This window comes from Psychrobacillus sp. BL-248-WT-3, assembly GCF_012843435.1.
GTDB lineage: Bacteria > Bacillota > Bacilli > Bacillales_A > Planococcaceae > Psychrobacillus.
Genome location: NZ_JABAFC010000005.1, coordinates 123,835 through 144,358, shown reverse-complemented (window position 1 = coordinate 144,358; position 20,524 = coordinate 123,835). Strand labels below are relative to the sequence as shown.

General features: G+C 37.6%; 17 protein-coding genes and 1 pseudogene. All 18 read right to left on the bottom strand.

All coding sequences use genetic code 11. The features are described 5' to 3' along the window. Window positions 1-3: 3 nt before the first annotated feature. The 18 genes and pseudogenes from ftsA to HF876_RS05045 all read right to left on the bottom strand — a co-directional run bounded on the left by ftsA (window position 4) and on the right by HF876_RS05045 (window position 20,491). Window positions 4-1,296: a cell division protein FtsA gene (gene ftsA / locus HF876_RS05130; protein WP_169358989.1), complete on the bottom strand. Its 1,293-nt coding sequence runs from the start codon at window positions 1,294-1,296 to the stop codon at window positions 4-6. A 99-nt stretch (window positions 1,297-1,395) separates the two neighbouring features. Next, window positions 1,396-1,746: a small basic family protein gene (locus HF876_RS05125; protein ID WP_169358988.1), complete on the bottom strand. Its 351-nt coding sequence runs from the start codon at window positions 1,744-1,746 to the stop codon at window positions 1,396-1,398. A 2-nt stretch (window positions 1,747-1,748) separates the two neighbouring features. Continuing rightward, a complete protein-coding gene (locus HF876_RS05120) occupies window positions 1,749-2,468 on the bottom strand; it encodes a DUF881 domain-containing protein (RefSeq protein ID WP_169358987.1) in 720 nt (239 codons plus the stop codon). Between the two features lie 24 nt (window positions 2,469-2,492). Continuing rightward, on the bottom strand, window positions 2,493-3,212 hold the full coding sequence (locus tag HF876_RS05115; protein ID WP_169358986.1) for a DUF881 domain-containing protein: 720 nt from the start codon (window positions 3,210-3,212) through the stop codon (window positions 2,493-2,495). Continuing rightward, entirely contained in the window at window positions 3,190-3,987 is a 798-nt protein-coding gene (locus HF876_RS05110; RefSeq protein ID WP_169358985.1) for a cell division protein FtsQ/DivIB, read from the bottom strand. The genes HF876_RS05115 and HF876_RS05110 overlap by 23 nt, the downstream gene beginning before the upstream one ends. A 1-nt stretch (window position 3,988) precedes the next feature. Beyond that, window positions 3,989-5,047: pseudogene (locus tag HF876_RS05105) on the bottom strand (FtsW/RodA/SpoVE family cell cycle protein); the annotation flags it as partial. A 49-nt stretch (window positions 5,048-5,096) separates the two neighbouring features. Then, window positions 5,097-6,455 carry a UDP-N-acetylmuramoyl-L-alanine--D-glutamate ligase gene (murD, locus tag HF876_RS05100; RefSeq protein ID WP_169358984.1) on the bottom strand — a complete coding sequence of 453 codons (1,359 nt, stop codon included), beginning with the start codon at window positions 6,453-6,455 and terminating at the stop codon, window positions 5,097-5,099. A gap of 1 nt (window position 6,456) precedes the next feature. Beyond that, complete coding sequence (mraY, locus tag HF876_RS05095) at window positions 6,457-7,428, bottom strand: phospho-N-acetylmuramoyl-pentapeptide-transferase (protein WP_169358983.1); 972 nt, start codon at window positions 7,426-7,428, stop codon at window positions 6,457-6,459. A gap of 53 nt (window positions 7,429-7,481) precedes the next feature. Next, window positions 7,482-9,347: a penicillin-binding transpeptidase domain-containing protein gene (locus tag HF876_RS05090; RefSeq protein ID WP_169358982.1), complete on the bottom strand. Its 1,866-nt coding sequence runs from the start codon at window positions 9,345-9,347 to the stop codon at window positions 7,482-7,484. A gap of 102 nt (window positions 9,348-9,449) precedes the next feature. Continuing rightward, window positions 9,450-11,615, bottom strand: coding sequence for a penicillin-binding protein (locus tag HF876_RS05085; RefSeq protein ID WP_169358981.1), 2,166 nt, complete (start codon window positions 11,613-11,615; stop codon window positions 9,450-9,452). A gap of 35 nt (window positions 11,616-11,650) precedes the next feature. Beyond that, window positions 11,651-12,022 carry a cell division protein FtsL gene (ftsL, locus tag HF876_RS05080; protein WP_169358980.1) on the bottom strand — a complete coding sequence of 124 codons (372 nt, stop codon included), beginning with the start codon at window positions 12,020-12,022 and terminating at the stop codon, window positions 11,651-11,653. Further along, complete coding sequence (gene rsmH / locus HF876_RS05075; protein ID WP_169358979.1) at window positions 12,023-12,973, bottom strand: 16S rRNA (cytosine(1402)-N(4))-methyltransferase RsmH; 951 nt, start codon at window positions 12,971-12,973, stop codon at window positions 12,023-12,025. It lies immediately after the preceding gene. 17 nt (window positions 12,974-12,990) lie between these two features. Beyond that, complete coding sequence (mraZ, locus tag HF876_RS05070) at window positions 12,991-13,422, bottom strand: division/cell wall cluster transcriptional repressor MraZ (protein WP_169358978.1); 432 nt, start codon at window positions 13,420-13,422, stop codon at window positions 12,991-12,993. A gap of 461 nt (window positions 13,423-13,883) precedes the next feature. Then, window positions 13,884-15,500: a bacillithiol biosynthesis cysteine-adding enzyme BshC gene (bshC, locus tag HF876_RS05065; RefSeq protein WP_169358977.1), complete on the bottom strand. Its 1,617-nt coding sequence runs from the start codon at window positions 15,498-15,500 to the stop codon at window positions 13,884-13,886. Between the two features lie 66 nt (window positions 15,501-15,566). Further along, on the bottom strand, window positions 15,567-15,947 hold the full coding sequence (locus HF876_RS05060; protein WP_169358976.1) for a DUF3397 family protein: 381 nt from the start codon (window positions 15,945-15,947) through the stop codon (window positions 15,567-15,569). A 1-nt stretch (window position 15,948) separates the two neighbouring features. Further along, on the bottom strand, window positions 15,949-16,824 hold the full coding sequence (locus HF876_RS05055; RefSeq protein ID WP_169358975.1) for a ketopantoate reductase family protein: 876 nt from the start codon (window positions 16,822-16,824) through the stop codon (window positions 15,949-15,951). 401 nt (window positions 16,825-17,225) lie between these two features. Further along, entirely contained in the window at window positions 17,226-18,602 is a 1,377-nt protein-coding gene (locus HF876_RS05050; protein ID WP_169358974.1) for an IS4 family transposase, read from the bottom strand. A gap of 347 nt (window positions 18,603-18,949) precedes the next feature. Beyond that, window positions 18,950-20,491, bottom strand: coding sequence for a carboxyl transferase domain-containing protein (locus HF876_RS05045; RefSeq protein ID WP_169358973.1), 1,542 nt, complete (start codon window positions 20,489-20,491; stop codon window positions 18,950-18,952). Window positions 20,492-20,524 lie beyond the last annotated feature (33 nt).

Genomic DNA, 20,524 nt, shown 5'->3' with positions numbered 1-20,524 from the left:
TTCTCATTCAAAGAACTTGTCAAAAAGTTTCTTCGCCTTACTCATTGCACTCTCTTTGTTTTCATTGTTTGAATTTTTTTGTGGTTGTTTTTGTTTTTTAGTGCTTGCTACTACTTCATTGTGTGCCATTTGAGATAATGCATGGCTATTGCCAATTTTACCATAGAAAAGATCTTCTTTATAGGCATATCTTATAAGGCCAACAGCTGTTGTATATTGTGGTTCTCTAACGCCGATATAATCTGGTGTGTACAGTCGAACACGCGATTGTAATATGTGTCTCGCCAATTGTCCGATACCCTCAAGTTTAGCAACTCCACCTGTGATTACTACTCCACCTGGGAGATCTTGTAATCCCATACGGTAAAATTCCTCAAGAATTAACTCAAATAGTTCTTCTAGACGTACGCCAATAATCTCTGCTATATATCGTTGAGAATATTGCTCTTTCATATCAGCACCAATTACTGGTACTTCGAATAACTCATCATCCGACGCGTCATCGTAAAAGGCATGTCCATATTTTAATTTTATCATTTCTGCTTGTTCTGTAGGGGTTTTTAAAACGATAGATAAATCTTTAGTGATATGGTCCCCACCTACAGGAATAACAGCAGTATTGACTAAATGACCTTCTCTGAATATTGCTATGGTTGTAGAGCCTCCACCAATATCAATATAGGCAGTACCATGATTTTTTTCATCCTCAGTTAAGGCAAAATGTCCTGCTGCCAATGGTTGAAGATAAATCTCTCTAATTTGAAGGCCTGCTCTTTCCACACATCGTAACACGTTATGTAAAATCGTTTTGGATGTCGTCATCATTAAACCGTCTAATTCTAGACGAGTTCCAATCATTCCGCGAGGATCTTTTATCTCTTCTAAATGATCCACGATAAATTGTTTGGGAGCAATGTTAATTAGCTCTCTTTCAGGAGGAATAGACATTACTTGAGCAGACTCTAATACGCGGTCCAAGTCTGCGTCTGTTATTTCTCTGTCCTCTCGATTGACAGCGACAACACCTTTAACGTTTTGTATATTCGCTAAATTAGCGGGTATACCTAACACTATTTCATGTATAGACATTCCTATCATTCTTTCAGCCTCACCAACGGCTTTTTTAATCGATTGAACAGTTGCATCTATATCAACAATGGTGCCTTTTCTAATACCGTTTGATTTAACATTTCCTACTCCTATTACATGCAGCGAGTCATCACTCATTTCACCTATTAATACTTTAATGGAAGACGACCCAATATCTAATGATACGTACATTTCTGATTGATTCACCCGTGGCACCTCCTAATAACTCTTTATTTATTATTCTATTGTAAAAAACCTATAAAGTCTAAAATTTTCTAAAGAAATAGTAAATTATAGCACAAAACATTATCTTTTTGTTCTCTCAGGCCATTTTGTTAATATTATTCGACGAATCACAGCTATATTTTGAAAGAGTCGAACACCGAAAGCAAAGATGGCCGCTAGATATAAATCTACCCCTAAATGGACCCCCAGAAAGGCAAGACCAGCAGCTAAAGCAATATTAAAGAAGAAACCGGAAACAAATACTTTATCATCGTAAACTTGTTGAAGTTGTGCCCTAATTCCTCCAAACAAAGTATCTAGTGCAGCTAAAACAGCAATGGATAAATAGCTTTCATAAACCTCTGGAATTTGAATATCAGTCATTAAGCCAAGTGATATTCCAAGTATTAATCCTAAAAACGGCAACCACATAACTATTCTCCCCCTGGCACTTCTTGTAAAAATTCCATATTTACTGATTGATCAAAGGCTTGTATTGTAACCTCATCTTCCGGTTCACCTATAGTTAGTCTTAGATTATCAATGTAAAAATTATCTCCGATAGGAGATGCTTGTAGCTGGTTATACATTTTCTTAGCGTCTTCTAATATTAAGGTGCCAATTTTAATAGTGAAGGGGGCCTTTTTTATTGTCAGGTTATTAACCGTCGTCCTGCCGTTTACATCCCTTATAGCAGAGGAATATACAATCCTTTTGCCATCCACTTCTACTGCCTCCGCTTTAAAGCGATTAATCTCATTAATTAATCGAATTAATAAATCAGGAGATATTTCTTCTATTTGCTCCCCCACCATCATACTCTCTAAAGAGGGTTCAATTGTTATGGTTAGTCCTGGACCTTTAAAATCAGCTATACCAATATCCTGTTTTAATTGTTTAACGGTTTCATTTAAAGCTATTTCAGGGCTTTCATTGACCATATTGTCATACTTGCCAACTGTCTCCTCTAACAGGCGCACTTCCGACAACAATTCGGAATGCAGCTGTGTTTCCGTGGCAAGCTCTTGGCGAATCTCCCATACATCACGCGTATCGCGAGTTTCTGGTTGTTTTACTGTATTGTATTGAATGGCAATCATGAAACCAACGATCAACAAAATTATAGTAAACCGAATATAGACGGTTTTTTTCATGTATTCGGCCCTCCTTTGCCTTTGTTAATTTTGGTCCCCACGCAAGGCAGGCATCATGATGTTACTCTTTTCTTCAACGGTGACTACGATATTATCGTTTGTTAGCTGATCTACAATACCGCCACCTAAGTTAACAGATGCTAGTAATACCTTGGGATCACCTACGGCTTCAACTGTGAAAGGCGCGGGAAAAGCTCGTCCATCGACGGTTATCACTGGGCCAGTACACGATATGTAAGATTGAGCATGAAGCCTTTGTCCATTAATAGTAATTGCTTCTGCTCCTGATATTTTTAGCTCATTTATCACTTTAAATACATGACTTTCGTGAACAATGTAATCATTTGGGTTTTCCTGAGAAGGATTATACTCACCATCCTGCAAAGCTATTGAAATGCCTTTCCCCTCAGATGGAATGTCTCCCATTAGTAACCGAAGCATTTCAGCCTCCTTTACTAACTCTTCCACGCTTTCTTCGCTATCCACAAATGACTTTTCAAAAACTCTAATAGCCTGTTGTTTTTTATTTATCTCTTCTGTTAATTCCTTATTCATTTCCTTCTGTTCTATTAGCTGCTCTCTGTACTTTTGTATTTCCAACGAATAGCTATCATTACCCTCTATTTCTTTATCTGCAGATGCCATGCTATAGGAATAAGCTAAAATGAACCCTAACACTAAACTAACCAGCGAGATAAGAATACGTCCACGAAAAGGAACATTAAGACGACTCCTCTTCTTCATCCTCAATGGCCTCCTCACCCTCAGTTTCATTTAAAACCTTTTGATAGGGTTCAAAATATGACCCTACCTCCATATCGATTACTCCTTTTTGATCTGGGTTTATTTGTGAAATAATCGACGGATAATAATTCATTTTACTTGAAAATGACGGGATTAGAGCTTGTACCTCATTACCATCATTCATAAAAACTTGAATAGAGTATATATCATTCTCTGTAGGGACGTAGTTTATTTGAGAGATAGTTAATAACACTTCACTATTCAACTTTTTAAGTTCTTTTATAAGACGTAATCGAATTTTTTCATCTTCAAAATCTGCGATGATTGGCCCTTCGACAGGAACAATCTCATCTTCTGGAATTATAGTCTTACCATTTTCCAAAATTATTTGAAGTGCATTTTCCTTTTCTACATATCCAACTTGTTTAAATTCTTTAACTTCGATATGAACACTGGATAGCCATTTTCTTTTAACTTGAACTGATTCTACCCAATCGCTTTTCTCCAATGAATTTTCTATGTCTTTTTCCTTAAAGCTCCACATGGAATCTCCAATTTTTAGACCACTTTGTTCAATGTAATGATTCACGGAGAAAAGCTTAGCCCCATCTAGCTCTATTTTTTGTACCTGACTATAAGACGATTGAAAATAAAGCAAGACCAATAGAGTAAAGACAAAGAGAAAAAGTAGAATGGAAAATTTTTTGTTTGTTCTACGTCTTCTTTTTTCTTTTAAGGTAGGTATTCGATCTTCGATATCGATGACTTTTTCCATTCTACCGCCTCCCTTCTGTACTAGATGTATTAGCCAAGTTTAAAATGATTCCGATAATCCCCCAGGTCATTACTAAGGATGACCCGCCATAGCTAATAAATGGTAAGGTTACCCCTGTAACAGGTAACAAGCCAGTTACTACTCCCATATTTAAAAACGTTTGTACAACAAGTAAGGAGGTTAAGGCTACTATCATTAATTGGGCCTCTCTTGTCTTCGCACGGGAAGCCATCATATAGCTAGTAGTGAAAAAAACAACAAAGGCAGAGATTACAACTATCCCACCGATAAATCCCGTTTCCTCCAATAAAATGGAGAAGATAAAATCATTCTGTGGCTCTGGCAAATATAAAAACTTTTGGCGACTATTTCCGTAGCCGAAACCGAATAGACCAGCTGGACCAATGGCTAATAGTGATTGAATTGCTTGGAATCCAGAACCTAAAGGGTCTTTCCAAGGGTCCAAGAAAGCTTGGATCCTAACTAACCTATACGGAGCAGAAATGATTAGTGCTGCTAAACCTATTACCCCAGATAATCCAATGGCGAAAAAAAACTTTAAAGGAAGTCCTGCAACAAATAACAGCATAAATACTGCTACAACTAATACAAAAGCAGATCCAAAATCTGGTTGAACCATTATTAACCCTATTGGAAGCAAGAGTAGAAGTGCGCTACGCATATATAGTTTACCTTTGTTTTTTTGTTCCTTTGCTAAAGCTAAAGCCAACACGCCTAATACAGCAATTTTAGACAGCTCTGCAGGCTGAAAGTTTGTAAAACCAAGAGATATCCAACTCTGTGAACCATTCCGTACGACACCGATACCAGGAATCAATACCCCTATAAGCAATACCACCGATATGATATATAAAACGTGCCAAAATGTGGGAAGGCGGAGAAATGATTTATTTTGTATAAAAAATGCTCCTGCCACCCCAACTATTAAATACAAGCTCTGTTTCAAAGCGAAAGGCGTTTGCCCTTGATAATGAACCTCGCTCCAATACGATCCGGCTGAATGCACAAACAAAATTCCAATAATTGATAAAAATAATACAGACGATAAGAATAGTAACTTACGTTTATCTTTCGATTATTTCATCCTTTCAATTATTCGTTAAAGATTCAACAACCTTGATGAATTCATCCCCTCGAATTTCAAAGCTCTCATATTGATCCCAGCTTGCACAAGCGGGAGAAAGAAGAATAATGTCTCCTTTTTCTGATACCTCCACAGCTAAACGAGTGGCTTCCTCTAAATTAGAGACTCTTTTCACGAAGGGTATATGGTTCTCTTCTCCAAATTTCTGTAGTCTTTCCGCTGTTTCACCATAGTGTACAAGTGCTCTTACATTAGGTAAATAAGGAATAAGCTGATCAAACGAATGTCCTCGATCAACTCCACCCGCTATCCACACGACAGGCTCAGTAAACCCTTCTAACGCACTTTTGGTAGCCAGCGTATTAGTAGCTTTAGAATCATTGTAGAACTTACGTCCATCTGACTCTAACACAAACTGAGTGCGATGCCTTACACCTTGGAAGGTTTGTAATACAAATTTAATACTCTCTAACGAGCAGTCTGACAAAATAGCCACAGCAGTTGCAGCTAATACATTCTCCAAGTTATGCTTACCTCGTAGTGCAATAAGGGAGCGTTCAAAAAGTTGTTCACCATTCCAATATACAAATTGATCGTCGGCACTTATACCATTAGCTGTCTTTTTGCTAACATAAAAAGGAACCTTTTGTGCTTGGCTTTTATCAGCATAATCTTGAACTAACTGTTGCTCTGCATTATAGACAAACCAATCATTTTCATCCTGCATTTTGGTAATATTAAATTTTGCGTCTGTATATTCTTGATAATCCTTATGATAGTCCAAGTGTGCCTCATATAAATTCATTAAAACTGAGATTTTAGGTTTTAATTGTTCAGTTCCCATCAACTGGAAGGAGGATAACTCCATAACAATTGTATTGTCTGCAGTTGCCTTTTCTGCAACCCCAGAGGCAACAGTACCTATATTACCCGCAATTAACGGTTGCTTAGAAGCATGATTCAACATTTCGTATATAAGAGTCGTTGTAGTAGTTTTACCATTTGACCCAGTAATTCCGATCATGGGAGCATCACTAATACGATACGCAAGCTCTACTTCTGTCCATACAGGAATACCTCTTTTTATAGCTTCTGCAACTACACTATTCGTATAAGGAATTCCAGGATTTTTTACGATTAGATTAAACCCTTCATCCAGCAAGTCTTCTGGATGACTACCGCAAATGACTGTCAATCCTTTGGTCAAAAGATATTGAGCATTTTCATTTTGCTCAAATGGCTTGGAATCATTAACTGTGACAAATGCTCCTAAGTCATGCAAGAGCTCAGCAGCAACTGTACCGCTTTTGGCTAAGCCTAAAACAAGTATTTTTTTATGATATACAAAAGGTAGCTGTTTCAATTTACATAACCTCCATAATCACTACAAACATTGCTGCCGCAAAGTTAATAGCCCAAAATACGGTGACAACTTTACGTTCACTCCAGCCAGAAAGTTCAAAATGATGGTGAATCGGACTCATTTTAAATATTCTCTTACCAGTAGTTTTGAAGCTAATGACCTGTAATATAACCGATAATGTTTCTATTACAAAGATAATCCCAACGATCAATAGAAGCACTTCTTGTTGAACAAGAATTGAAACCATAGCTAGTGCTCCACCTAAAGCTAGTGATCCAGTGTCTCCCATAAAAACTTGAGCAGGATTTTTATTGAACAATAGAAAACCTAACAAGGCTCCAGCAACACTAAAGGCAAAAATTGCAATATCCGTTTGTTCGTATATTAAAGCAAGCACTCCAAAAGTAGCGAAGGATACTGATGCTGTACCAGATACAAGACCATCTAACCCATCTGATAGGTTTACTGCATTGGAGAAGCCAACTAGCCAAAACACTAAAAAGGCAACATAGAACTGACCTAAAGAAAGCGTAATATCAGTCCATGGAATGGAAATTGAAGTATCAAATGGACCTAGCTTTAACAAGAAAAAGGCAATAATCGCAATAATTATTTGTCCGATTAGTTTTTGTAGAGAAGTTAAACCTAAATTTCTCTTTAAAACTACTTTTATAAAATCATCCAAGAACCCAATTAACCCAAAGCCCACTAATACTAACAACAATACGATTGACTGTGTCGTAAGCTTGTCAAATATAAACGAAATAGCAAGTGTTGTCACAATGATTGAGGTTAAAAATATTAAACCACCCATGGTAGGTGTTCCAGCTTTTTTCTGATGGGATTCTGGCCCCTCTTCTCTTATACTTTGCCCAAATTTCATCCTTCTTAAATAGGGGATAATAATCGGGGCAAGTATAACAGATACTAAAAAACTAGCAATAAGTGTAATTAACGTTGTAGACAATGTCATAAAAAAATCTCCTTAAATACGCACAACTAATCATGAATGTACTATAGTTATTTTTATTTTGTGTAAACATGTATAGTCCCATCTAACGGAATAAGACTGTTTTCTTTCGGTAATTGAGTTAAGATTTCATCTCCATCGCCGTGCCAAACAATTTGAAACGGATACATGTACGATGTAATTTCTTTTCTTTTAGTTCCTACAAGATTTGGGACGCGGACGGTTTGAACGTCTCCCCATCTATAATCTTTCTCTAATTGTTTACCTCCACCGGTAACCTCAAGTGAATCTTCAATAATTTGACCTACTATTGGTGCGGCAATTACTCCACCAAACTGAGTACTATGCTTTGGATTATCAATTGCTACATATACTATAAGTTCTGGTTTATCCGCAGGAGCAAAGCCGATGAAAGAAACAATGTACTCTCCATCCATATATCGGCCGTTCTGAACCTTTTGTGCAGTCCCAGTTTTTCCACCTATCCGTAATTGGTCTCTATAGGCGTTTCTACCGGAACCATGAGCAACCACGTGTTCAAGTGCCTCACGTACTTTTTGAGAAGTTGCTTCTGATACTACTTGCGTTTTCATTTCTGGTTCTGCTGTAGATAGAATTTTATTTGTTTCTCCATCCACAATGTTCTTAACAATATAAGGCTTATACAAATAGCCGCCGTTAATAGCCGCTGCTACTGCTTGAACTTGTTGAATCGGTGTGACAGAAATACCTTGGCCAAATGAAGTGGTTGCATGTTCAACTGGCCCATAAGCATCTTTACTAAATAGAATGCCCGAAGATTCTCCAGCCATTCCAGAACCTGTGGATTGACCAAATCCAAACTTCTTTATGTACTCTGAAAGCTTGTCAGGTCCAACTCTCCTGCCTAATTCTATAAATCCCGGGTTACAGGAATTTTCTACAACTTCCAGAAACGTTTGGCTACCATGCCCTTGTCGTTTCCAGCATCGCAGTCTTGCTCCTTCTACAATTGTGTAACCAGCATCATGAAAATGGTCATTATCTAAGTTAACAACATTTTCTTCGAGTGCTGCGCTAAGCGTAATAATTTTAAACGTGGATCCAGGTTCGAATGTCATCCAAACTGGTAAGTTACGATTGTAAATAGTAGAATCAACTTCTTGATAAGAAGAAGGGTCAAAATTTGGAGCCGAAGCTAGTGCTAGTATCTCTCCATTATTAGGATTCATTACGATTGCAATGCCTTGCGTTGCCTCATATTTATCCATTGCTTGTGACAATTCTCTCTCTACTACGGTTTGAATTTTCATATCGATTGTTAATTGGACATGGTTACCATTTTGTCCATTTTTCCAACTGTCATCCACATGTGGAAGTGGAATGCCTTTAGCATCAGTAAACATTCGAATGGCTGATTCTTTGCCCTTCAAGACAGAATCGTATTGATATTCGATTCCAGCAAGCCCCTGGGCATCATATCCGGTAAAGCCTAACAATCTCGAAAGCATTTTACCATGCGGGTAATCTCTGACATAGTCAATACCAGCATACAGACCCTTTACATTTTTATCTTGAATCTGCATAGCTAAGTCAGACGTAATGTTCTTCCCTGCTGGAGCAATTTTAACAAGATAAGCTCTCTTGTTAATCTGTTCGTATAGCTTACTCTCTTCCACTTCTAACAATGGTGCAATTTCTTTTGCAACCTTCTCTGGTTCTTTATTTTGGGAAGGCATATAGAAAAGGGTAGGAGATAGTCTGTTACCAACTATTACCTCCCCATTTCGATCAAGAATATTGCCCCTTTCAGAAGCATAAGGCAGCTCTCGGTCCCAGCTTTCCTTAGCTTTAGTAGTCAATTCACTGAACTGAAAAAACTGAAGCTGAATAAGCTTTCCCGCTACCGCCAGAAACAACAGCAGCGTAATAACCCATATCATCCGTAGCCGAATAACTTGTTTAAGTTTAGATATTACGTTTTCTCCTTTATGTCCGTTTTAGATAGCTTATGAGAAAACGTCCTTAACTATTCTAGTACTCTTCTAGTCTTGCGGTAGTTCTTCCAATTCTTCTTCCACTACGCTGTTTTCAGCAATTTCCTTTGGACTCGACAATTGAACTACAATTGGTGAGTCACTAGTAACAACTGAGCCAGCTGTTAAACTTTGCTTCGACACAAAGCCATCTCCTATTATTTCAATAGGCAACCCAGAAAGTGACTTATAAATCATAAGATTTCTTTTTGACCACCCTGCAAAGTTCGGAAGTACTATTTCCCCACTCCCTTTTATAAACGCAGTTCCTTGAGAAATAACAGAGGTGCCAGCCTTAGGATATTGCTCTAACACTTGATCCAACTGTCCAATTATAACAGTTTTTAATCCTTGAGTTTCTAACGCCATTTGGCTGTCTAACACATTTTTACCAATTAAATCAGGCATTTTTATCGGTTTAGATAATTCAAGGTTTTCAGGTTCTATATTTAAATATTTCAAGCTATTTTCAGTAACAGAGTTAAATATTTCCGATACAGGCTGTGATCCTACCTCTGTCGCTTTAATTTTCGGTTTCTGTACGGCAACATACACGATGAGCTGTGGATCTTCTACAGGAGCCATCCCTAAAAAGGAATATAGGAATAGCTGTCTTCCCCAAAAGTAGCTTCCATCCCCTTTTGGAATTTGCGCTGTACCCGTCTTTCCAGCTGAAGTATACCCATTTAGCTTAAATCGTTGTGCTGTACCATGATCAGATGTAACAGTACTAGCAAGAATTTCCTTTACCTGATTTGCAGTACTTGCCGAAATAGGAGATTTCTTTTCCACTGGTTCGTTGTCATCTACAACTTCTCCAGTATTAGGATTAACGATTTTATCAATTACAAAAGGCTGTAACATGGTACCCTCGTTTGCAATAGCTGTCATTCCTTGTATTAATTGAATAGGAGTGACAGTAACACCTTGCCCATAAGTAGTTGTGTATATATTAATCGGATACCTATCATTTACAATACCACTTGCTTCATTCGGAAGGTCTATACCAGTGGGCTCCCCAAAACCAAATCGACGAATATATTCAATAAAGGTTTCGTCTCCAATTTTATTTAGTAAAAAAGCCATGGAAACGTTAGAAGATCTTTGGAAACCTTCTAGATAAGATATAGTGCCCCAACCTACCCCATCGTTATGGTCTCTAATCTTTCTATCATAGACTTTATAAGTACCCGATTTAAATTGATCATTTGGATTCCAAACACCCTCTTCAATAGCAGATGCTAAAGTAAAGATTTTCATCGTAGAACCCGGTTCTATCGTTTGCTCAATGGCTTCATTCAACCAATTGGTCGAAAGTCCTTCTCTCGTATTCGGTTCGAATGTCGGTCGTTGAGCCATTGCTAATATCTCACCTGTTTTAGCATTTGCAACAATGGCTGTCATTTTTTCAGGATTATACTTTTCTTCTGCTTTATTCATAGCATCTTCTAAAAAGTTTTCTATTGTTTTGTCGAGCGTCAAGTGAATGTTATAGCCATCTTGTGCTTCTGTGACCATCTTGCTTGCATTAGGAAGTAAGAAGCCTTTTGTATCGCTATGATATTCCACTTTACCTGGCACACCAGTAAGCTTTTTATCATAAATGTACTCCAGTCCCATTTTCCCCACTGCAATGGCTTCCCCATCCTTGTTCTCTTCCTTGAGAGCAAATCCTATTAAATGAGATGCAAATGTCCCATTAGGATATAACCTTTTTAAATCTTGGCTAAACTGAATTCCAGGAAGTTCTAAACTCTTAATCTCTAACATTTTCTTATGACTAATATCTCTTCCAGCTTTGCCAAACTCGACTTGATACTTGTCCTTTTCAATACCTTTATTTAATATCTCTAGAATCTCTTGCTCTGACATATCAATATATTCTGCAAGTATTCTAGCAGTATCCTCTGGATCCACAACATGTCGAGGGACTTTACTATTACCTGAAACCTCTGCTCTCGTAATTGCAATCATCTTATAGCTTAAGGTATCTTCTGCAATTACCTCGCCATTACGATCTACAATATTGCCTCGATTTGCTGGTATTTCTTGAACACGTCCATACTTATCGTCTGCTTTTGAAGCTAAAACTTCCCCTTCTGCTGTACCTGTAACCTGAATAAATACAAAGCGGCTTAGCAATACAAAAAAGAGCCCTCCATAAAGTAAAAACATTAGAAAGGCTCCCCATTGAAAACGAAATTTTTTATTCATTGTCCTGGTACTACCTTTACGTTTTGCTCATTTAGTTTCAAGCCGAGTTCCTCTGCCTTTTTCCAAATTCGATCATAGGTAGATAATTCACGTACTTGTATGGACAAGTCAGTATTTTCTTTTGAAGTAGTATCTATTTGTTGTTCAAGTAAAGAAATCTCTTTCGTAGTTGCTCTAACGTCTGTTTGAGTTTGAACAATCATTAACGAAAGCACAGTTACAACGATCAATAATCCTACAAATAAAAACTTTTCACCCTTAGATAGTATTTTACTCTTTATTTTTGCCGGCTTCTTTGGCTGTGGTGGTTGCTCTGGAAAAGAAGGCCTAGCTATGTATGTCTCTGACTGATAGTTACGTAAAGCCATTTAAACACTTCCCTTTTCGATTAGTTTTTCCACAATGCGCAGCTTGGCAGATCTTGAACGGTTATTTACTTCTAGCTCTTCTTTCGAAGGTAAAATTGGCTTTCTAGTTATTAACTTCAGCATAGGTTCCATTCCAGCCGGGATAACTGGTAAGTTTGGCGGTAACTCTGGAAGTGAGGACGCCTCCTTAAAGATAGTCTTTGTTAGCCTATCTTCTAAAGAATGGAAAGTAATAACGCTAACTCGTCCCCCCACCTTTATAAGCTGTATTGCATCCTCGAGTGAATCCTCAGCTGCTCCAAGCTCATCGTTCACTGCTATTCGGACAGCTTGAAAAATACGCTTGGCTGGATGCCCACCTGTCCTTCTAGCTGCAGCCGGAATTCCCGCTTTGATTAACTCAACTAACTGGAAGGTAGTTTCGATAGGCGCAGTTTCCCTTGCCTGCTCTATTTTCCTTGCAATCTGCTTGGAAAATTTCTCTTCTCCATAACGGAAAAAGATTTTCACTAACTTTTCATAAGGCCATTCATTGATGACATGGAAAGCTGTCAATTCACTTGTTTGATCCATCCGCATATCAAGAGGAGCATCGTAGTTATAGCTAAAACCACGTTCAGGGGTATCTAGCTGAGGCGAGGAAACGCCTAAGTCATATAAAATCCCATCAACCTTTTCAATCCCTAAATCATTTAAGGATTTTTTTAAATATCGAAAATTGGAGTGAACAAAAGTGACTTGGTCCAAGTAAGGAGCTAACTTTACTTTTGCATTTTCGATAGCTGTTATATCCTGATCGAAGCAGATTAACCTACCATTTTCATTGAGCTGTTTGATTAAGTATTCGCTGTGACCGGCACCACCTAGTGTGCAGTCAACGTAAATTCCATCGGGACGAATAGCTAGCCCATCTACCGTCTCGTGGAGTAGTACTGTTGTATGATGAAACAAGCTCTTCCCTCCATTTCTTATATATCAAAGCCGATCATATTCTCCGCAATGTCGTTAAATGAATCCTCAGAGTCTTCAAAGTATGTTTCCCAAGCTTCCTTCGCCCATATTTCCAGACGGTTGGACACCCCAAGAACAATACACTCCTTGTCCATTTTTGCATATGCCCTCAGATTACTTGGTATATTGATTCGGCCTTGTTTATCGATTTCTACCTCTGTAGCACCAGAAAAGAAAAAACGAGTAAATGCTCGTGCATCTTTTTTAGTTACAGGTAGTTCTTTTAATTTTTCTTCGAGCTTTCGCCATTCATTCATAGGATAACCAAATAAGCAATTATCAAGACCACGAGTTAAAACAAAACAATCCTCCAAATGCTCTCTAAATTTAGAAGGTATGATTATTCTCCCTTTAGGATCGACGTTATGCTGGTATTCGCCCATGAACATGCTACTCACCCCACTTTATGTCAATAACATACCACATCCCCCCACTTTCCTCCACAATTTTTTCGTAAATTAGTGGAGAAAATTTGAAAATGCGTAATTAGTACTTGTTAAAACACATTTAGAGCAAATATGACAAGGGTTTGGAAGAAAAAAGAGCTACCCATTACTCTGAAGCTTAAACCTATATTTCATTAAATTTGTATTAAATTTAACTAACAATCGATGTAATAGATAAACAACATTTAATATTTCTAAAGAAGAGAAAATTAACAAAAAAACAAATACATCTTAAAATCTCTTGTTTTTCGATTTTTAATATGATTTTACAAGTCATAATTTACATCCAATAGATTATAAAAAACGAGTTAATTATTTCCCTTTCATCAAATTCAATACAAATAATGCTTCTCTTATTAGAAATGAAAAACTCCTCTCCCATTAAGGGAGAGGAGCAAGATACATTATATAGACACTACATGATGCTTACCATTAAATTCATATGGAACCTGAAGTAATTCTACAAGGAGGTCCTGTCCTTTTTCATTTAGTAATTGAATAGGAGAATAAGTTCTTTCCTGTAGACCACCATTAGGCATAAGCTGAATCATTAATTGGTCATAACGATAAATAGAAGAATCTAGCTTGGTTAAAATAGTATCCTCTACTGCATTCTCCATGAAGGTAAGCTGCTTTTCATGAAAATCCAAGTTTTTTTCTACTAAAGATGTAAGCTTAATATCATTTCGTTTTAGTAATTGATTAAGTTCTTCATACTTACTTGCTAAATCATCTTTAATTGACTGGATGAACAAGGAGACATCCTTATTTTGATTTTCCTCAATCATCCTAGCTTTTGAAAGCTCGACCTCTCCACTCCAAACATCAGGAATCGAGAATTCCAGCTTATCTAGTAGCGATTGCACCTTAGGAGTGACTAAAGATATGCTAAGTCGCGGCGTGATAACCGGCATTTTCATATTAAATAATTGGAAGGCATCTTTTAATGTAGCCCAATAAGCTATCTCGCCTGGGCCACCAATAAAACTTAATACCGGAAAAACCATTTCTTGCATTAATGGTCGTGTAACAACGTTATTACTAAGTTTCTCAGGTTGATCTTTAGCAATCGCAATAAGCTCTTCTTTGGTGAAAGATATTCCCTTAGCTTCATGTACAAAAGAATTGCTCTCTCTTTCTAGAAGAAAACGTTCGCCATCCTCTACATAAAACAAATTAGCAGCTGTTTCTTTCGCTTGAATTGGAGACCCATACCCTAGTTGGTCAAGCTGTTGTTCCTTTTGGAATACTAAACCTGCCAAATCCGAGGACTGTTCAATCATTTGAACAAAATAGTCAGATTCCAACTGGCGAAGAGGCTGATAGGCTGCATCAATCATAAGCAGTCCTTCTTCGTAAAATAATTCGTTCATAATTGCCGAAAAAAACGTAGTGAAGTTGGAATGTTCCTCTACAAAATGAGTGAACTTTGAGTATAGTTTTTTCGTATGGGATGTTTCAGGCAAGCTTTTGAAAATCTCTTCTAAATAGGCTAGCATCGTTTCTTTCGTAAATGTTGTCTCTGAAGCAATTTTCTTTAACTTCGATCTTTCGGGGAAAACGAGTTTTTGGAGCTTTCTGCTTTTCTCTATGTAAACATGGTTGATTTCATCGATATCATGATCCTCACCTGCTATCCAAAATACAGGAATTACCGGTATACCTTGTATTTCTCTTTGACGTTTCGCAAGAACGATCACTGAAATGGCTTTATGGATGGAATACATAGGACCGGTCAATATGCCTGCCTGCTGTCCACCAATTACAACCACGCCGTTATCTTTCAATTCCTCTATATGTTTTCTACTTTTCTCAGAAATACCAAACTGGTCCATATAGCTAGTAATAACGCCAGCCAGCTCAACTCTTTTATGTTTTGAGTAATCGGTCTCTTGAAGTCTTTTATTTAAATCCTCTTGGTTCCATTCATAATGAAAAAAAGAGGAAAGACTTGCAGAGTCCTCTAAATATGCTTTATAGAATGGGGAAACAAATGGTTGTGTGTATTGCTCTAATCGCACGATTTTCCACCTCTTTAATATAATCCTTTTAGAGTATATCATTTCATCAGAAAGAGATGAAAATTATTAGCTTATATACTTTAAAACATATCGGATTACTCCGATTATCCATAAAAGAGCGTACATGAAGCAGAGTAGGATGAAAAACAATCTCCACACTTTCCGAAGCAGAGGCTTTATTTCTATCTCTTTTTTCATTCTCCATTCTAGAATGGTCATAATAGTTGCAATAAAAATAGCAAAAATAATAATAATAATAAATCCTATTTCTTTTCCAAAAATAACATTAAACACATGAGAAACTGAAAAGAATAACAAAAACGTAGTAATATCTGCAGCTATACCAATAGATTTTTTTCTTTTGCGAAACGCATATTTGGCAATCACAAAAGAAATGATAAATAGAATTGCTGGAACTAATACAATGATAGAAACAAGGCTGATCATATCAATCACCTACTTTATTCATTTCTTTTAATAATAAATAAAAAGCATTTAGAATGGGCAATGACTTTTTACGACTCTCTGCTTCCGCTAGGATAGCCCCTACTATAGTATCGACTTCCATTACGCGATTGCTCTGAAAATCCTTAAGCATGGATGAGTAGTTATACTCTGTATTTTGGCAAAGCGACACAACTTCTTCCCATGCCAATAAATCGTTCCAATCTTCAAAGGCTTCTATAATTTCCTCATACAGGCTTCGCAATATTTTTTTATATGATTCATTTTTAATTAGTTCACCATTCTGTACACGAGCAATGGTAGTTAAGGGATTTATCAAGCAATTAAGTAATGCTTTTTTAAACAAGATTTGTCTAATATTTTCAGTAAGTTGAAATGGGAATTGCTCTGACTTAGATCTCAGTAGCTGTTCAAGACGCTGCCACTTTCCTTTATAAAATCCAATTGAAGTCGTTCCAATTCCTAAGTGTTGTACCGTTTCCCGATTTATTTTGGTCGCTCCGTGCAAAACAGAACCTAATAATATATTCGATTGTTTTAAAGTATCGATAAACTGTAAATGTAGTAGACCATTTTGTATAAACAGTAGAGGAGTTTCTTTTGGTAAGGAATCTAAATTATTTTTTAATGAAGAGAGATCGTGATACTTAACTGCCACAATAATTATATCCATTGGATGTAGTGCTTCTATAGAATTGACTATCTGACATTCAATTCGTTCCGTAATGTCATTTGTTTTTATGTATAGTTCTTTTAAGCTCTTATTCCTTACTAAAAAGGATATGTTATGACCTGCTTTAGATAAATAGGCGCCAAATAGCATACCGACTGCTCCAGCTCCTATAATTCCTATTCGCATACTTCTTCACCTCCTACAAAATATTATATAGGGGAATAATCTACCATCCAGGGAGGTCGTCCACCAAACGTTATATTAGGTCGTATTTTCAGGCTATGTTAAAGGTTAGGGCTGATTTATGATGCAAAGAAATCTAGATCAGAGAGTAGAATTGATTTTTCGCCCCAGCCGGACGCTTTCCTCGGGGTGAGCGATAAGCCATCACCCATCGCTAGCGCGCGTGGTTGTGATGTCTTATCTGTCTCACTCATCCCGTAGCATAGCTATCAAGTTAAGAAAAATTTACGTCATTCACTCTCATATGAACTGGTATTTTTGAAAATTAGACCATATGAAATTAACACTTTTTAGTTTAACCAAAAAATGTAAGTTTAATTTCTTTCTATACAGGGCATAGAATACTAACTGTAGTTTACACCGAGTATAATCAATGGATCCTTTTCAGGTGGCCCTTTTGTTTTCAATGCATGTTTACAAAGAGCATCATGAAACCTTTTCAGGACCCCATTGGTAAGCTTGGTGTATTTTTTTATGCTTTCAAACATCAAGCGAATAAAGCGTAGGGCAACTGAAATACCCTTTTGAATGCTTATCTCTATTCTAGATTGCTCTAGCAAGAATAAGCGTGCCTGATACGTTGTTGTAGCTGTGATTAGAAACAATAATAAATGGGCGAAAAAATGACATAGCACACGTTCTTCCTTTATCTGTTTATAAAAGGTGGTCGGGAAATTGGATTTCCATCCCTTAAACAATAACTCGATCTGCCAGCGCAATCGGTAAAGGTCCATCACTTTCTCAGCTGGGATGATATCCGGAAGGTTTGTCATAATAATCGTAGCCCCATCTAGCGCCCTTACGTGTTCTTTTGTTTGGTAACGTGAATGTTTACGTTTATACTGACCACTTTTATCTTGTTCCTCCGTATGCCGATACAAAATCAAACGGGTAGGGAATTTATAGTCATACCCGACAAAGACTTCCTCCCATTCCCTTATGGAGCCACGCTCCATTTGTTCCAGATGCTCTGCCAAAGATTCCTTCTGATAAAAAGAGGATTTGACGACCCTGCCATCGGCATGGTATCGAGGGTTTGGATTCCCTGTATAGATAGAACAATCTGGTCGAACTCTAGAGACGAAATAGCCCCCTGTCTCATCGATTTTTTTGAATGTAGGTAGATGAAAATAACCCAAGTCCTGTATAAACAAATCGCCAGGTGAGACCGTCTCTAATCGATACTTTCCGTATAGGGAATCGTTTTCTTTTCCGTTCCTCCAGTCAGCCAACAAGAACTGTCCTGTCAGGAATTCATACTCCAGCTGGCATTTTAATTCGGCTCGATAGACGCCAGGAAAAGTCTCCTTCAAATCCGAAGGAAGGGAATGGATGGTCGCATCTATTATACGGATCCTCTCACAAAATTTTTGTAGCTCGTCACTGATCGGCAACTGATAATTTAACTTCATTTGTATAAAATGTTCCAAACACTTTTTTAGGAATACAATTAATTCTTTATTTAAACGTTGGTTTATTGCCTCTGGAGTCATAGAAATATGGCAGGTTTCTTCTAATGATAGGCTTAGCTCGCGTAGTGAACTGCCAGCCAGGTTTCCACAATGATAAAGAAGAATGTGGAGAAATGAATACGCATCAAGCTTTCGTTTTCGTTTGATCCATCCTGATTCTTTGGCCCAACTATCCAACATATCCGGGGAAAACAGTTTATACAATTGTTCCATTAAGAGTTTCCATTCGTCTAAATCAGTTCTTTTCATATGAAGCACCTCCTGTTGGTTAGTTTTCTATACCAACCTCGAGGGTTTTTATAAACTTCTTAACTTGATAGCTATGTCATCCCGTAGGAGTCGCCGTCTGGCGCTCCAATCAATAAACGGCGACAGCTTATCGATTGCTAAAATATTTACTCGCATAAACAAAGCTGAAAAACTGTCACCAACCCCAATTTCATCATCTATATTTGTTCTTAATAGCCATTTGAAAGTTCCTTTGTTTATGTTTACAGTCACTATAAAAAGAATTGTTAGTCTAAATCAACCAATAACTTTAACAAAGCTTATTTTTAAAAAGGCCTACCTTTAAGGTAGACCTAAGTTTAAAAATATTATACAGGAAGGACTGGGTGTTTTCGAGGTGCAATTGCAATTTCTTTGTCTTCATAGTATCTCAAACGATTAGCAAGCTCGTTACGCAGATCGCTCGGCTTCACAATTTCATCGATAATCATTTCAGATGCCAGCTTATAAATATCTATTTCTTCCTTATATTCTGCATGCTTTTCTTGAACGAATTTCAATCGTTCTTTTGGATCCTCGATTGCTTCAATCTTATTGGAATATACAGCGTTTACCGCTGCCTCAGGTCCCATAACAGCAATTTGAGCGGTAGGAAGTGCGATACACACATCAGGTTCAAAAGCTGGTCCAGCCATAGCATAAAGACCTGCGCCATAAGCTTTTCGTACAATAACAGAAAGCTTTGGTACAGTTGCTGAGCTCATAGCAGCGATAAGCTTAGCTCCATGGCGGATAATTCCTGCCCTTTCCACTTTTGTCCCTATCATGAAGCCCGGAACATCTGCTAAGAATAATAATGGAATGGAGAAAGCATCACAAAGAGAAATGAACTTAGCAGCCTTGTCTGCAGAATCTACGAACAGGACTCCACCTTTTGCCTTCGGTTGGTTCGCTATGATTCCTACCGGCTTCCCTTCGATTCGAGCAAATCCTGTTATTAGCTCCGGAGCAAACAGTTTTTTTATATCAAAGAAAGTACCTTCATCGATTAATGCATCAATTGCTTCATACATATCGAAAGGTGCGTTTTGGTTTTCAGGAATAATTTCCTCTAACGTTCTACCTTCTTTGGTTTGCTTCGGTTCAACCGTTTTTGGCTTTTCAGTGTAATTGGCAGGGAAGTAGCTTAAATACTTCTTCGCTTCTTCTATAGCTTCTTCTTCCGAGGAAACAAGCACGTCGCCGACTCCACTAACTGTACAGTGCATGCGCGCCCCACCCATTTCCTCTAAGGTCACCTTTTCTCCAATTACTTTTTCAGCCATACGTGGAGATCCAAGGTACATCGAGGCATTTCCTTCCACCATAAATACAACATCACAAAAAGCCGGTATGTACGCCCCTCCTGCAGCTGATGGTCCAAATAACAAACATATTTGAGGAATAAAACCGGATAATCTCACTTGATTGTGAAAAATTCTACCAGCTCCTCGACGATTAGGGAACATTGCTAATTGGTCTGTAATACGTGCCCCAGCAGAGTCTACTAAATACAATAGTGGCACACGATTTTTTTCAGCAATTTCTTGGATTCGAATTATTTTTTCAACTGTTCTAAATCCCCATGATCCAGCTTTTACTGTAGAGTCATTTGCCATTACGCAAACTGTTTGTCCATTTACTTTTCCAGTTGCAGTAACAACACCATCAGCAGGTAAGTCACCTGCTTCTACATTTGCAAATCGACCGTCTTCTACGTATTCCCCATTATCAAATAACAGGTTTAAACGATCACGAACAAACAGCTTCCCCTGCTCCTTCATTTTCTCATGATACTTTGAATGTCCACCTGCATAAATAGATGATAATTTTTCTTCTAACTTATCGTTATACCCCTTTGTTTCTCCCACTTTGTAAAACCCCCGTTTCAAGTAGCAGCAGCC